This window comes from Streptomyces sp. NPDC033216 (assembly GCF_055577115.1).
In genome coordinates this window covers 16,841-31,742 of record NZ_JBVIQK010000006.1, presented here as the reverse complement: position 1 = coordinate 31,742, position 14,902 = coordinate 16,841, and the positions used below count along the sequence as shown (strand labels likewise).

Below are 14,902 nucleotides of genomic sequence, written 5' to 3'. Positions count from 1 at the left end.
CTAGGTTCCGTCGTAGATCACACGTTTGAGGCTTTGGCGTGCCTCGGGTTACCAAGGGATGGCCATCCGGCGACGTCCGTACGTCGGGTGGTTCTCTCTGTCCCCGGCCCCATGAGGTTTTCGATGTTCCAGCGCGTCACGTTCCGTTCTTCCCGTACGCCCCAGCACCGCACCCGCGTGGCCGTCGGCGCCGCCGCTCTCGGCGCCACGGTCGTGCTGGGGAGCGGTGTGGCCTCCGCTGTCACGCCCCAGGCCCAGAAGGCGGCGCCCACCGCCGCGACCGCCGTGTCGGCGGCCAAGAAGGCCTCGGCGGCCTCCTGGGTCGACCCGGTGAAGAAGTACAAGCTGTCCGCCAGCTTCGCCCAGGCCGGCAACATGTGGAACTCCACCCACAGCGGTCAGGACTTCGCCGTGCCGACCGGCACCAAGGTCGTCGCCGCCCACGGCGGCAAGGTCGTCAAGGCCGGCGGCAACGGCGCCGGAGACGGCCCCGCCTACGGCAACGCCATCGTCATCAAGCACGCCAACGGCGTGTACTCCCAGTACGCCCACCTCTCGAAGGTCAACGTGAAGGTCGGCCAGATCGTCAAGACCGGCCAGCGCATAGCCCTTTCCGGCAACACCGGCAACTCCAGCGGCCCGCACCTGCACTTCGAGATCCGGACCACCGCCAACTACGGTTCGGCGATCGACCCGGTGAAGTTCCTGCGCGGCAAGGGTGTGACCGTCTGACGACGGTGAACCGCGGCGGCCGTCAGGACGGCCGCGAGCCCTGATGGGCCTGGGTGATCAGATCGATGGCGACCTCGAGGACAGCTTCGCGCTTCTCCTCGGGGTCGCCTTCGAGGTCGTGCAGGAAGAACATTCCGGCGTGCAGGGTGAAGATGGCGCTGACGCAGCGGACCTGGTCGGCGAGCGGGGCGTCCGGGTCGATGACGATGTCGCGCAGCCCGCGCATGCGGTCCTTGAAGGTCTCGCCCACCTGGAGTTCGCGGACCGTCGCCTGGTTCTCCTGCATGAAACGGAAGAACGGGGTGGCCTCGCTGAGCGCGCGGCTGTAACGCCGTAGGAGTTCCCGCTTGGTCTCCAGGGTGTGCGGCTGACTGCGGCCCCACTCGATCAGGTCCTCGATCGGCTTCGTCAGGTCCGTGAAGATGCTGACGATGATCTCTTCCTTGGTCTTGAAGTGGTAGTACAACGCCGCCTTGGTGACGTCCAGATGCTCCGCGATCTCGCGGAGGGACGTCTTCTCGTAGCCCTGCTCGGCGAAGAGTTCGAGCGCCACATCCTGGATGCGCTGGCGGGTGTTGCCGCGGCGTCGCTGCTTGGTGCCGTCCATGGTGACGTCCATCCTCGTACTCCTCGCGTCCCCGCGAAACCGGAGCCAGAAGGTAAGAACGCTTACCCTCCGGCCGGTGAAACTTACTTGACGCCCGGCTAGTTGCGCGTCTACTTTCCCAGTGTAGTGAACTAGCCGGGCGGCAAGTAAGTGGCGGCCCTGGGGGAGTGGGGAACGATGGCGGACACCCGAACCGTTGAGCCGGACACCGGCACACAGGACAAGGGCAAGGACAAGGACAAGAACGAGCCGGACGCCGACATACAGGTCAGGAAGCAGCAGAGCGTGCGGGTCGTGATCCTCGCACTGATGATCACGATGATGCTCGCGATGCTCGACAACATGATCGTGGGCACCGCGATGCCGACCATCGTCGGAGACCTCGGCGGTCTGGAACACCTGTCGTGGGTGGTGACCTCGTACACCCTCGCCACCGCGGCCTCCACCCCGATCTGGGGCAAGCTCGGCGACATGTACGGGCGCAAGGGCGCCTTCCTCAGCTCGATCGTCATCTTCCTGGCCGGATCGGCACTCAGCGGCATGGCCCAGGACATGGGCCAGCTGATCGGCTTCCGCGCCGTGCAGGGACTGGGCGCCGGCGGTCTGATGGTCGGCGTCATGGCGATCATCGGCGACCTCGTCCCGCCGCGGGAGCGTGGCAAGTACCAGGGCATGATGGCCGGCGTGATGGCGATCGCGATGATCGGCGGACCGCTGGTCGGCGGCACCATCACCGACCACTGGGGTTGGCGCTGGGCGTTCTACATCAACCTCCCGCTCGGCGTGGTGGGCCTCGGCCTCATCACCGCCGTCCTGCACCTGCCGAAGAAGCGGTCCCAGGCACGCATCGACTACCTGGGCGCCGGGCTGCTCACCGTCGGCATCACCTCCATCGTGCTCGTCACCACCTGGGGTGGCACGGAGTACGCCTGGACCTCCGCGCGAATCATGGAACTGATCGCCATCGGTGTCGCGGCGCTGGTCGGGTTCGTGTTCTGGCAGACCAGGGCTGTCGAGCCGATCCTGCCGCTGCACATCTTCCGCAGCCGCAACTTCACGCTGATGTCGGTGATCGGCTTCATCACCGGCTTCGTGATGTTCGGCGCCACCCTGTTCCTGCCGCTGTACCAGCAGGCGGTGCAGGGCGCCTCGGCGACCAACTCCGGCCTGCTGCTCCTGCCGATGCTCGGCGCGATGCTCGTGACCTCGATGGTCGCCGGCCGGATCACGACCAGCAGCGGCCGCTACAAGGTCTTCCCGATCGTCGGCGGGGCGCTGATGGTCGTCGGGCTGTACCTGCTGTCCACGATGGACACCGGCACCTCCCGGCTCACCTCCGGTGCGTTCATGGCGGTCGTCGGCCTCGGCATGGGCTGCCTGATGCAGATCACCATGCTGGTCGCGCAGAACAGCGTCGAGATGAAGGACATGGGGGTCGCGTCCTCCTCGGCCACCCTCTTCCGTACGCTCGGTTCCTCCTTCGGTGTCGCGATCATGGGCGCGCTGTTCAACAGCCGCGTCCAGGACGCCATGTCCGAGCGGGCCGGTGCGCTGGGTTCCAGGATCACCGGGCAGTCCGCGCAACTGGACGCCGCCGGCCTCGCCGAACTTCCGGCTCCGGTGCGGGAGGCCTACCAGTACGCGGTGTCCGACGGCACGCACGCGGCGTTCGTCCTCGGGGCCATCGTGGCCGTGGTCGCGCTGGTGGCGGCCGTGTTCGTCAAGGAGGTGCCCCTCCGGGGTGCCGGACCGAAGCAGGAGGGGACCGCGGACGAGCCCACCGCCCCGAAGACGCCGGTGGTCGAGCCCGTCTGACCCTCGCAGCGGGACCGCCGCCGTCCGCTGACAGCGGCAGTCCCGGCGTCGCCCGCCCTATGAGAGGCCTGCGGCCGGTGTCGGCCCCGGGCCTCCGGCACGGGCGAGTGCTGGGCGCCCCACGAAGCGCCCCCACGACGACATCCGGCCCCCGGCCCGCATCCAGCGGGCCGCACAGGGTCCTCCACGGCTCGCACATGGCTCCAGGGTGGCGGGGGCACCTGGCCTGTACGCGGCGCTCGGCGCTACGGCGGCGCTCGGATCCGCGCCCGCCCGCATCCAGCCGACGACTCGAACCTGGTCCTACGGCCACTACGCCCCCGGCCCTTCGGCTGTGCCCCCGGCCCTTCGGCTACGCCCCGGCCCTTCGGCTACGCCCCCGGCCCTTCGGTCGCACCGCGGTCAGGCGGTCCGACCCCGGCCCTCCGGCCGCACGGTCAGGCGGTTCTACCCCGGCCCTTCGGCCGCATCCCGGTCAGGCGGTTCTACCCCGGCCCTTCGGCCGTACCCCAGCCCTCCGGCCGCACGGCCAAGCGGTCCTACGGCCACGCGGCCCCACCCCGCCTCGGCGGCCCGCACGCGCAACCCATGGCTCGGACCCGCCTCGGCGGCCGGCACGCGCGACCCATGGCTCGGACCCGCCTCGGCGGTCAGTACCCTCGCCGACGGCTCGGCCCGCGTCGACGGCTCGGCCCGCGTCGACGGCTCGGCCCTCGCCGACGACCGACGGCCGGCGCGCCGCCCGGACCCTCGCCCGCGGCCGGCACGTGCGCCTACTGCCCCGCCCCGAGAACCGCCCTGCCCCGCCCGGCCCTGCCCGGCCCTACGGCAGCATCGGATAGCTTCCCGTGTTGGTGGGGGCGTGTTCCGGCAGCCACAGGACGGCCACGGCGCCCTCGGACGGTATGTGTGCCGGTGCCCCGGCGGGCCGTACGTTGCGGAAGGTCAGCCGAGCGCCCAGGACGCGGGCCTGTCCTGCCGCGATGGTGAGTCCGAGGCCGTGACCGCGGCCCGCCCGGTCGCTGCTGCCGGTGCGGAAGCGACTCGGGCCCTCCGCGAGCAGATCCTCGGGGAATCCGGGACCGTGGTCGCGGACCCGGATGACCCGGCCCTCGACGGTGACCTGGACCGGTGGCTTGCCGTGTCGGCCGGCGTTGGTGAGCAGGTTGAACAGCACACGCTCGAGGCGCCGGGGATCAGTGGTGACCATCGATTCGTGCACCACCCTCACCTCGACCTCCGGGTCCTTGGCCGCGACGCGCCGGGTGACGAACTCGCCCAGCATGATGTCCTGCAACTCGGCGCGTTCGGAGGCGCCGTCGAGGCGTGCCACCTCCAGGACGTCCTCGACGAGCGTGCGCATGGCCTTGGCCCGGTCCAGGACCAGTTCGGTGGGCCGTCCCGGCGGCAGCAGTTCGGCTGCCGTCAGCAGCCCGGTGACGGGTGTCCGCAGCTCGTGCGCGATGTCGGCGGTGACCCGGCGTTCGGCCTCCAGCCGCTGCTGGAGCGCGTCCGCCATGGCGTCCACGGCGGACGCCAGGTCGTCGGTCTCGTCCCGCACGACCCCGCCGATGGCATCCCGTACCCGGACCTCCGTCTCACCCTTGGCGACCCGGTTCGCCGCGGCCGCCGCTTTGCGCAGCCGGCGTGACAACTGTCCGCCGATCAGCACCCCGAGCGCACTGCCGCCGAGAACGACCGCGATGGAGCCGATCACCAGGGCCTGGTCGAGGTCGTAGAGGATGTCCGTGCTGCGGTCGGTGAAGCCGGTGTGCAGGGAGAGCACGTGCCCGTCCTTCACGGGCACGGCCGCCCAGATGTCCGGCGCCCCGCCCCCGTGGTCGGAGACGAACGTGGCCCGGCGCCCCTCCTCGACCTTGAACCTCAGCTCCGACGGCAGGTCCTGGTCGTCGATCTTGATGTTGGGGAAGTTGGGACGTCCGGACAGCTCGTAGTTGATCTGGGCGATTCGGACGCGCTCGTCGGCGAGGTCGCGCGCGTTGTCCAGCATGGACACACGTGCGGCGTTGTGGACGACGAGGCTGAGCACGATCGCCACCAGCGCGCCGACCAGCGCGATGGCCGCGCTCAGCTTCCACCGCAGGCCGGTGCGGATGCCCGCGCGCTCCACGCGGGCCGGAACCAGGTGCCGCAACATCCCCCGCATACCCCTGTCCGCTCAGGCCTTCAGTTTGTAGCCGAAGCCGCGGACCGTCTCGATGCGGTCCTGGCCGACCTTCGTCCGCAGCCGCTGCACATGGACGTCGACGACGCGGGTGTCTCCGCCCCAGCCGTAGTCCCACACCCGCTCCAGCAGTTTGTCCCGCGAGAGGACCGTGCCCGGGGCGGAGGAGAACTCCAGCAGCAGGCGCATCTCGGTCGGCGTGAGCGCGACCGGCTGCCCGGCCCGGCGCACCTCCATGCCCTCGGTGTCGATCTCCAGGTCGCCGAAGGCCAGCACGCCTGCGGTGGCGGAGGACTCCGCCTCGCCCCGGTCGGGTCCGCCCGCGTGCCCGAACCGGCGCAGCACCGCGCGGATGCGAGCCACCAGGACGGCGCCGTCGAACGGCTTGGTCACATAGTCGTCGGCGCCGGCCTCCAGGCCGAGGACGACGTCGATGGAGTCGGCGCGGGCGGAGAGCATGATCACCGGAACGGTGGACTCGTCGCGGATGCGCCGGCACAGGCTCACGCCGTCCAGGCCGGGCACCATGACGTCCAGCAGGGCGATGTCGGGACGGTTCGCCCGGAACGCCTCCAGGCCGGACAGCCCGTCGGGCATCGCGGTGACCACGAAGCCGTCCCGCTCCAGCGCGAGCTGGGTGGCCTCGCGGATGACGTCGTCGTCCTCGACGAACAGGACGTGGGTCTGGTCTGCCATCCCGGTGCTCTCAGTCCTCAGTGGTGTCGTGGGTGTGCTGTGTCCGCGGTGTTCACGCTGTCCGCGGTGTGGGCGGGCGTCTCCGTCTGCCTGCCCGCTGTGGGTTGTCCCTAGGTGGGACGCCCGGAGCGCCTGGTGCGTTCACTGGTTCATCGCTCCGAGCGGTCCTGACGGTTCACGCCACGGCGGATTTGTTTCGCGGAGGAACGGGATACGGGGATGCGAGGCCGATGCCGGGCCCCAGGTGCGAGTCCGTCAGCCGCTCTCCGGTACCGGCGTCGCGTCCCCGCCCACGACGCTGCTGTAGTCGCTGTGCCAGCTGTACTCCTTGACGAAGCGGTCCGCGGCCGTCCAGCGGTACGTGATCACGTTCTCGCCGGAGGGGCTGGAGACGGGGTCGCCCTTCTCGTACACCTGCTTGGTCACCACCAGGTCGCCGCGGTCGATCTCGGCGTAGACCGGGGGTTCCTCCGCCTTGAACACGTTCTCGTACCGGCCACTCTTCTCCCGGTACACATACGATCCGACCCCGACGGCGTCACCGCAGGTCAGCACGTTGACGACGACGTCGCTCTCGGCGCCGCCGGTGAGGTCGCCGAAGGAGACGTCGACCGGGTACTCGTCGCCGACGCACGGTTTCAGTTCGCGCTTGACCTCTGCCGAGACCTCGGGGTCGTCCTGGACGAGCCGGACGGCGTCGGTGCGGTCGGGGACGTCCGTGGGAGCGTCCGACGGGGAGGCGGTGGCGCCGACGGCCGCTCCGGCGTGCGCCGGGCCCTCGTCACGGGCGCCGGTGCCGCCGGTGGCGCACGAGGACAGGGAAAGGCCGAGGGCGGCGAGCACGGCCAACGCCGTGATCACCGCCTGGAAGGTGCCTCGGGCCGGTGAGGGCCCGGCCTCGCTCAGGCCGCCGTGCAACGCTCCCGCTCCTCACGCTCCAGCGCGCGTGCGTCCAGATCGCGGGCCTCCAGCTCCTCGCGGAGCCGGGCGAGCGCCCGGTGCAGCGTGCTCTTGACCGTACCGGCCGACATGCCGAGCGCGGCGGCCGTCTCCTCCGTGGACATCTGCTCCCAGTGTCGCAGGACGACGACGCTGCGCTGCTTCGGAGCGAGCACCCTCATCGCGTCCATCAGCAGCGCGCGGTCCGCGTGCTGCTGGGTCGAGTCGTCCACGCTGGCGTCAGGCAGCTGCTCGGTGGGGACTTCCTCCAGCTTGCGGGCCCGCCACCACTCGGTCCGCGTGTTGATCATGACCCGGCGCAGGTAGGCGTCCGCCAGCCGCTTGTCCGCGATGCCGTCCCAGCGGCCGTACGTACGGGCCAGCGCGGTCTGGAGGAGGTCCTGGGCGTCCACGGGGTCCGGGACCAGTCGGCGGGCACTGCGCAGCAGCGCGTCCTGCCGGGTGCGGACGTACTCCTCGAACTCGAGCACCTCTCCGTGCGCCATGATCAACCGCCTCCGTATCCCCGTTCCGGCTGGCTGTCGTCCGCCGGTCTCCCGCTCGTGGTCTGTGGCCCGGGTGTAGCTGCCGGGCACACGAAGGAAGCTACGGAGCTGTTGTCACGACACTGTGCGAGGCAGCCTGCGGCTAGCAGTCGGCTGTCCGTCGGTTGTGTAACGGAGGCAGGTCAGGGGTAAGGAAGAGAACTCGATGTGGCCGATTTGAGTGGATACGCCCTCAGATCGGCCGTGGCGGAGGGCCGACTGCGGCCCCGGCGCCATCGCCCGGCTGTGAACTGACTGTGCGTCAGGTGAGCGGCAGCCGGTACAGGCCGCCCGGCAGCGGTTCCACCAGACCGTCCGCGACGAGGCCGTCCAGCGCACGCGCGCGTTGCACCGGCTCGTGCCACACCCGGTCGAGTGCCGCCTGCGGCACGGGCGTGTGGGCCTCCCTCAGTACGGCGAGCAGCTTGCCGCGCACCTGCCGGTCCGTACCTGCGTACGTCTGACCGCGGCGCGCCGGACCGTCGTGCTCCGGCTTGCCCGCGAGCCGCCAGGCGCACTGGGCGGCGATCGGGCAGCGGGGGCAGGCCTCGTTCCGTGCCGTACAGACGAGCGCGCCCAGCTCCATGGACGCGGCGGCCCAGCGCGCGGCGATCTTCTCGTCCTCGGGCAGCAGGGCGCGCGCCAGCTTGCGCTCGGCCGCCGTGGTGGCGTTCGGCGGATACCGCACCCCGGTGACCGCGCGCGCGAACACCCGGCGGACGTTGGTGTCCAGCACGGCGTGCCGCTGCCCGTAAGCGAAGGAGGCGACGGCGGCGGCCGTGTACTCGCCGATGCCGGGCAGAGCCAGCAGTTGCGCGTGGTCCGCCGGTACATCACCGCCGTGTCGTTCCGTTATGGCCACCGCGGCGCCGTGCAGCCGCAGGGCGCGGCGCGGATAGCCGAGCCGGCCCCACGCGCGTACGGCCTCGCCGGGAGCCTCGGCGGCCAGGTCGGCGGGACGCGGCCAGCGGGCGAGCCACTGCTCGTAGACCGGCAGGACGCGGCTGACCGGCGTCTGCTGGAGCATGAACTCGCTGACCATCACTCCCCAGGCGCCGGCCTCGGGGCGTCGCCAGGGCAGGTCGCGGGCATGGTCCTCGAACCAGTCGATGACGGGGGAGTGCAGGCGCTCTGCGGAGGCACGTCCGGCGGCCGTCGGGTCGGTCGTGGCCGGCGTCGGCTGTTCTCCGGGGGACGGGCTGGGGACGGTGTCGGTGGGGCTGCTGTGCGGGGGCTTCGTGGGCGCAGTCATGGCGCTTCCGATCCTGCCATGCGCGGAGGGACACGCGCGCGTGGCACCACCGGTGGGGCGGGGTGGTGCGGGAAGTGTCGGCGCGCGTGGGCCGCGGGCGTGGCCGCGGAGCGAGGAGCGAGGGGGCGAAGAAGTGCGCTGTCACGCACCGTGGTCGGCGCGGGCCGCTGATGTGACGCCCGGTGACCGGGGTGGTGGGGGAGGGAGCCAAGTCGGCGGCGGTGCAGCGGTGTCCGGGATGATGATCCGTAAAAGTTGTGGGCGGCGCGGCGGGTGGGACCGGGGAACGCAAGGATCTCTCGTACAGTTTGCGCCGTGGGATCTCTGCGCAATCCGGTCGGGCCGCTTCCCTCCTCCATCTACTGGCGACGGAGGGTCGTACTGCTGTCCGTGTTCGCCCTGTTGGCGTTGCTGGTCACGTGGGTGGTCAGTTCGGGCGGGGGTGGCGGCAAGAACGGGGCGGACGGCTCCAACGGCAAGAATCCCGCGCCCTCCATCACGCCGGGGCCGTCCGGGTCCGGGCCGGCGATCAGCCAAAGGCCGGGTGGGCGCGACGAGTCGGGTGACGAGGATTCCGGCGGTTCGGGTTCGGGTTCGGGTTCGGGCACCGGCTCGGGTGACGGTGCCGGAACCGGGGGCGCGGACACGGGCGGTGCCGGCTCGGCGGGATCCGGTGGCACGGACGACGGTTCCAACGGCAGCGCTTCGGGTACGACACTGCCGGCCGGTACGACACTGCCCAACTGCACCGCGAACGTGGTCACGTTGAGCCTGCGCAGCGTCCGCAACACGTACTCGCCGGACCAGAAGCCCACGTTCCGGCTGACGGCGAAGAACTCCTCCGGAAGTGACTGCAAGGTCGATCTCGGGCCGAAGAAGGCGGTGTTGACGATCACTCCGGCAGGCGGCCCCGAGGACTACTGGTCGTCCGCCGACTGTCCGAAGGGGTCCGCGAGCATGCTGTACCGGGTACCGGCCGGGAGCAGCTTCACCTACACGGTGACGTGGGACCGGAAGCCGAGTGCGCCGGAGTGCGCGACGCCCCCGGCCGGCGTCGCCGGAGCCGGGACGTACCTGGTGGAGGCGAAGGCACCCGGGTTCACGAAGGCGCAGACCTCGTTCGTGCTGGAGCAGGACTGAGCGAGGCGCCGCGGCCGTCGTCCCTGGATCGGGGAGCGGGGTCACCCACGCCGCCTCGGGGTACCGCTTCACCTGACAGGCGCTGAGGTACCGGTTCCTCCCGGAGGAAGCAGAGGCGGCGCCGGAGAGGTACCGCACGCCTCGGACGGGTCCAAGGCCTCGCAGTAACCGCACGCCCCAAACGGACCCCGCCTCGGAGACACCGCACGCCTCACAGGTACCGCATGCCTCGGAGGGACACCCACCTCGGAGACCCCGCACGCCTCGGGGGTACCGCAGGCCTCAGACGTACCGCTCCAGGATGGACGACTCCGCCAGGCGGGACAGACCTTCCCGCACGCTGCGCGCCCGCGCCTCGCCCACGCCGTCGACCGCCTGAAGGTCGTCGACGCTTGCCGCGAGGAGCTTCTGAAGGCTGCCGAAGTGCTCCACCAGGCGGTCGATGATCGCGCCGGGGAGGCGGGGGACCTTGGCCAGCAGGCGGAAGCCGCGCGGGGACACCGCCGAGTCGAGCGCCTCCGGGGAGCCGGTGTAGCCCAACGCGCGGGCCACCGTGGACATTTCGAGAAGCTCCGCGTGGGTGAGCGCGTCCAGCTCGTACAGCGCCTCGTCGACCGTGCGGGAACGCTTGGCGGTGGGCTCCGGAACATAGTCCCGGACCACCAGCTCGCGCTCCGGCTCCACGCCCGCGATCAACTCGTCGAGCTGGAGGGCGAGAAGACGGCCGTCGGTGCCCAGCTCGACCACGTATTCGGCGATCTCGGTGGCGATGCGCCGCACCATCTCCAGTCGCTGCGCCACCGCCGAGACGTCCCGGACCGTCACCAGGTCCTCGATCTCCAGCGCTGACAACGTTCCCGCGACCTCGTCCAGACGGAGCTTGTAGCGCTCCAGGGTCGCGAGCGCCTGGTTCGCGCGGGACAGGATCGCCGCGGAGTCCTCAAGGACGCGGCGCTGGCCGTCGACGTAGAGCGCGATCAGACGCATGGACTGGGACACCGAGACGATGGGGAAGCCGACCTGCTTGCTGACGCGGTCCGCCGTGCGGTGGCGGGTGCCCGTCTCCTCCGTGGGGATCGTCGGGTCGGGCACCAGCTGCACGCCGGCCCGCAGGATCTTGGACAGGTCGGAGGAGACCACGATGCCGCCGTCGAGCTTGCACAGCTCACGCAGGCGCGTGGCCGTGAATTCGACGTCGAGGACGAATCCGCCCGTGCACATGGTCTCGACCGTCTTGTCGGAACCGAGCACGATGAGTCCGCCGGTGTTGCCGCGGAGAACCCGTTCCAGGCCGTCGCGCAGGGCTGTGCCGGGAGCCACCGCGCTCAGGGCGGCACGCATCAGGCCGTCGGCACCGGAACTCCCACCGGACTTTCCGGGAGCTGCCGCCCGGTCGTTGGCTGCCACTGCACTCCTCCGGTCACAGGTTCTGGGGTGCTCGCGTTTCGCGCACTCGGTTCGTACGGACGGGCGAGACCTGGGCAAAGTCTACCGGCGCTCCTCCGCCTCCCGCGGGGCCTCTCGCTTACGGGAGCGCGGGAGCACCCGCAGGGCGTCCCCCATGTTCGCGACTTCGAGGACCTTCATCCCCGCGGGGATCTTGCCGGGATCGCCCGGTACGAGCGCGTGCGTGAAGCCCAGGCGGTGCGCCTCGGCGAGTCTGCGCTGAACGCCCGTGACCCGTCTGACCTCGCCCGCGAGGCCCACTTCGCCGATCGCGACGAGGTTCTTGGGCAGGGGGGTGTCGCTCGCCGCGGAGGCCAGCGCGAGGGCGATCGCCAGGTCCGCCGCGGGCTCGGAGAGCTTCACTCCGCCGACCGTCGCGGAGTAGATGTCCCGCTTGCCGAGCGCGCTGATCCTGCCCCGCTGCTCCAGGACCGCGAGCATCATGGAGACGCGGGAGGTCTCCAGGCCGGACGTGGTGCGGCGGGGCGAGGGGATCTGTGAGTCGACGGTGAGCGCCTGCACCTCGGCGACCAGGGGGCGGCGGCCCTCCAGGGTGACCGTCAGACAGGTGCCGGGGACCGGTTCGTCACGACGGGTCAGGAAAAGTCCACTCGGATCGGTCAGGCCTGTGATGCCCTCGTCGTGCAGTTCGAAGCAGCCGACCTCGTCGGTGGCGCCGTAGCGGTTCTTGACGCCGCGCACGAGGCGCAGGCGCGCGTGCCGGTCGCCCTCGAAGGACAGCACGACGTCCACGAGGTGTTCGAGCAGGCGCGGGCCGGCGATCGCGCCGTCCTTGGTGACATGGCCCACCAGCAGCGTGGACATGCCGCGCTCCTTCGAGGCGCGGATCAGCGCGCCGGCGACCTCGCGGACCTGGGCCATGCCGCCGGGGGCGCCGTCGATCTCCGGGGATGCCACCGTCTGCACCGAGTCGACGATCAGCAGCGACGGCTTCACGGCGTCCAAGTGGCCGAGGACGGCGGCCAGGTCCGTCTCCGCGGCGAGATAGAGGTGGTCGTCGATGGCGCCGATGCGGTCGGCCCGCAGCCGGACCTGGCTCGCCGACTCCTCGCCCGTCACGTACAGCGTGCGGTGTTCGTCACTCGCGGCCTTGGCGGCCACGTCGAGCAGGAGCGTGGACTTGCCGACGCCCGGCTCGCCGGCCAGGAGGACGACGGCCCCCGGGACCAGGCCGCCGCCCAGCACGCGATCCAGCTCGGGCACACCGGTGGGGCGGGCGGTGGCCTGTCGTCCGTCGACCTGGCCGATGGGCAGGGCGGAGGTGGTGACGCGGCCGGGTGCCGTCGTACGGACCGCGGGCGCGCCGTACTCCTCGACCGTGCCCCAGGCCTGGCATTCGGGGCAGCGGCCGAGCCACTTCGCCGTCTGCCACCCGCACTCCGTGCAGCGGTAGGACGGACGGTCCTTGGTGGTCTTCGTACGGGCAGCCATGGGGAAACCGTAACCGCAGGGTCCGACAACGTGAGATGCCTGTGCATAAGGCCCGCCCGCCGGGGCAGACGCCACTGCGAGGTGGCGTTCGCCGCACCCGCCCCCCTCGGAGCGGCGAACACCGGGTGAGGTGTGCCCGGCCGCCCCCCCGGCCGGACACACCTCACCCCTGCGAATCAGCCACACCCCGTGACGAATGAGCCACTCGACTCCGTCTTCCTGTCCCCTTATGAGGGATCGTTTCACCCGTACGGATTAAAACGGCTCAAGGGGGCAGAAGAGGTCGTTCCGCGGCGCCTACGGTCGCACGGGTGATGAGCAGCAGTCCGGAAACCCCGACCCGCACGACCGGTGCACACCGGGCGCACCGGGAGGCGCGCGACCGCGCTGCGGCGCGCACGCTGGCGCAGCGCACACCCGATCGATACGAGCCCTACCTCGACGGCCTGTTCACCTACTGTCTGTCCGTCCTGTGCGACCACGACGCCGCCACGGCGGCCCTCGGCGACGTCCTGGCGCTGACCGAGCGGCGCGGACAACGCGTCCCGGACGCCGCCGACGACCGCAGGGCCTGGCTCTACGCGCTGGCCCGCTGGGCCTGCCTGCGCAAGCTGGCCGACGCCAAGCGGAAACGTCCAGGCGCACACGCGCCGGGTCGGCACAGCGCCCACCGGGAGAGCGGCGCGGAGCCCACCCCCGAGCCCGTGCCCGACGACCTCCAGGAGCGGCGCCGCCGCGAACTCGCCCTGCTGGCCTGGCCGGAGGCCGCGGGCACCAGCCCGGAGCAGCGCGAGGCGCTCGAGCTCGCCGTACGGCACCATCTCGCCGCACACGAGGTGGCGGCCGTTCTCGGCCTGGAGGTCGCCGCGGCCCGCGAGCTGCTCTCCTCCGCCGCCTGCGAGGTCGAACGCACGCGTGCGGCCCTGGCCGTCGTCGAGACCGGCGGTTGCCCCGGCGTGGCCCGCCTCACCGGCGACCACCAGTTCGTGCTCAGTGCCGCGCTGCGCCGCGAACTAGTCCGACACGTGGACGACTGCCCGCGCTGCCGCCGGGCCGCGGAGCGTGCGGTCCCCGGCCGCTGGCCCGGGGCCGTGGTCACACCCGCCGAGCTGCCCGTCCTGCAAGCCCCCCGCACGGCCCTGTACGACGTCCTGGCGCGCCTCCCACGCGCGCGGGGTGCCGCGGTGCCGCGCTTCGACCGGCGCGGCTTCCCCATGGACCCCAAGGACCGCGCCGCCCGGCGGGACCGCCTCCGCGCGCGTGCCGTCACGACGACGGTCGTCGCCACCGTCGTCGCCGCGCCCGTCCTCGCCCTCTGGGCGGCCTACCGGGGCACACCGACCGCCGACTCCGACGGCCGCTCGCGCACCACCAGTGAGGCGCAGGGCCCCGACACCCTCGACGGAGACGGGTCGGGCGGCTACCAGAACGCCGGCAACGCCAGCACCCGGCCCGGCTCCCGCTTCTCCGAGGGCGACGAGCCCGACGTCTCCGTGGAGGTCGTCAGCGTCCACGGACTCGGCGACACGGGCGCGGGCCACCTGTCCGTCACGGCCGGGAACCGCGGTGACACCACCCTGATCACCCTGACCGCGGCCGGGGACGCCGACGGGCCGGTCCGCTGGTCGGCGACGACCGGCGCCTCCTGGCTCTACCTGAGCCGCACCACGGGCACACTCCAGCCCGGCGAATCGGTCACGGTCAAGGTGTACGTCGATCATCTGCGCGAGCCCGCCGGACACTGGCACGCGCGCGTGGCGATCTCGCCGGCCGGCGCCGTCGTCTCCATCGATGGCTACGGTGCCGCGCCGAGCCCTGCGGACCCGCGCCCCAAGCCGAGCGGTCCGCCCCCCTCGTCCCACCCGGAGCCGACCCCGACGGCACCGCCCTCCACCGATCCCACGCCCAGCGACCCGCCGACCTCCGCCGACCCCGAGCCCACGCCCACCGACCCGTCGCCGTCCGACTCGGGCGGCTCCACCCCGCCGTCCGGCGGCAGCGATGACCCGAGCCCGCCCACGTCGTAGGCCGGGCCTACCGCCGGGCCGGGACGCGAGCCGACCCGGCTCCGGAGAGCCGGGCCGAGGGCCTCG

Annotated in this window: 12 protein-coding genes; 4 read left to right on the top strand and 8 right to left on the bottom strand. The window is 71.7% G+C overall.

The features are described from left to right. Nucleotides 1-123: 123 nt before the first annotated feature. Nucleotides 124-732, top strand: a complete 609-nt coding sequence (locus ACZ5Y0_RS14020; RefSeq protein WP_469128915.1) for a M23 family metallopeptidase — start codon at nucleotides 124-126, stop codon at nucleotides 730-732. A gap of 22 nt (nucleotides 733-754) precedes the next feature. Here ACZ5Y0_RS14020 and ACZ5Y0_RS14015 read toward each other — a convergent pair whose 3' ends face one another. After that, nucleotides 755-1,351: a TetR/AcrR family transcriptional regulator gene (locus ACZ5Y0_RS14015; RefSeq protein ID WP_469128914.1), complete on the bottom strand. Its 597-nt coding sequence runs from the start codon at nucleotides 1,349-1,351 to the stop codon at nucleotides 755-757. A 165-nt stretch (nucleotides 1,352-1,516) separates the two neighbouring features. On the opposite strand from ACZ5Y0_RS14015, the gene ACZ5Y0_RS14010 reads away from it, so the two are divergent. Next, a complete protein-coding gene (locus tag ACZ5Y0_RS14010; RefSeq protein ID WP_469128913.1) occupies nucleotides 1,517-3,154 on the top strand; it encodes an MDR family MFS transporter in 1,638 nt (545 codons plus the stop codon). 823 nt (nucleotides 3,155-3,977) lie between these two features. On the opposite strand, the gene cseC is transcribed toward ACZ5Y0_RS14010, so the two are convergent. From cseC to ACZ5Y0_RS13985, 5 genes are all read right to left on the bottom strand, one after another. Further along, the gene (cseC, locus tag ACZ5Y0_RS14005; protein WP_469128912.1) at nucleotides 3,978-5,321 is read right to left on the bottom strand and encodes a two-component system sensor histidine kinase CseC; all 1,344 of its coding nucleotides are present in this window, start codon (nucleotides 5,319-5,321) and stop codon (nucleotides 3,978-3,980) included. A gap of 12 nt (nucleotides 5,322-5,333) precedes the next feature. Beyond that, nucleotides 5,334-6,035, bottom strand: a complete 702-nt coding sequence (gene cseB, locus ACZ5Y0_RS14000) for a two-component system response regulator CseB (protein WP_469128911.1) — start codon at nucleotides 6,033-6,035, stop codon at nucleotides 5,334-5,336. 255 nt (nucleotides 6,036-6,290) lie between these two features. Then, on the bottom strand, nucleotides 6,291-6,953 hold the full coding sequence (locus tag ACZ5Y0_RS13995) for a hypothetical protein (RefSeq protein ID WP_469128910.1): 663 nt from the start codon (nucleotides 6,951-6,953) through the stop codon (nucleotides 6,291-6,293). Further along, nucleotides 6,938-7,480 (bottom strand): SigE family RNA polymerase sigma factor, encoded by a 543-nt coding sequence (locus ACZ5Y0_RS13990; protein ID WP_467510194.1) that lies wholly within the window; start codon nucleotides 7,478-7,480, stop codon nucleotides 6,938-6,940. The genes ACZ5Y0_RS13995 and ACZ5Y0_RS13990 overlap by 16 nt, the downstream gene beginning before the upstream one ends. Nucleotides 7,481-7,781: 301 nt before the next feature. Then, entirely contained in the window at nucleotides 7,782-8,771 is a 990-nt protein-coding gene (locus ACZ5Y0_RS13985) for an HhH-GPD family protein (protein ID WP_469128909.1), read from the bottom strand. Between the two features lie 315 nt (nucleotides 8,772-9,086). Between ACZ5Y0_RS13985 and ACZ5Y0_RS13980 the strand changes: the two genes are divergently transcribed. After that, complete coding sequence (locus tag ACZ5Y0_RS13980; protein WP_469128908.1) at nucleotides 9,087-9,911, top strand: hypothetical protein; 825 nt, start codon at nucleotides 9,087-9,089, stop codon at nucleotides 9,909-9,911. 282 nt (nucleotides 9,912-10,193) lie between these two features. Here the strand turns inward: ACZ5Y0_RS13980 and disA are convergent, their stop codons facing one another. Beyond that, nucleotides 10,194-11,318: a DNA integrity scanning diadenylate cyclase DisA gene (gene disA, locus ACZ5Y0_RS13975; RefSeq protein WP_469128907.1), complete on the bottom strand. Its 1,125-nt coding sequence runs from the start codon at nucleotides 11,316-11,318 to the stop codon at nucleotides 10,194-10,196. A gap of 81 nt (nucleotides 11,319-11,399) precedes the next feature. After that, nucleotides 11,400-12,809 carry a DNA repair protein RadA gene (gene radA / locus ACZ5Y0_RS13970; RefSeq protein ID WP_469128906.1) on the bottom strand — a complete coding sequence of 470 codons (1,410 nt, stop codon included), beginning with the start codon at nucleotides 12,807-12,809 and terminating at the stop codon, nucleotides 11,400-11,402. A 314-nt stretch (nucleotides 12,810-13,123) separates the two neighbouring features. Here radA and ACZ5Y0_RS13965 point away from each other — a divergent pair, with 314 nt between their 5' ends. Continuing rightward, nucleotides 13,124-14,836, top strand: coding sequence for a BACON domain-containing protein (locus ACZ5Y0_RS13965; protein ID WP_469128905.1), 1,713 nt, complete (start codon nucleotides 13,124-13,126; stop codon nucleotides 14,834-14,836). The last annotated feature ends 66 nt before the right edge of the window (nucleotides 14,837-14,902 follow it).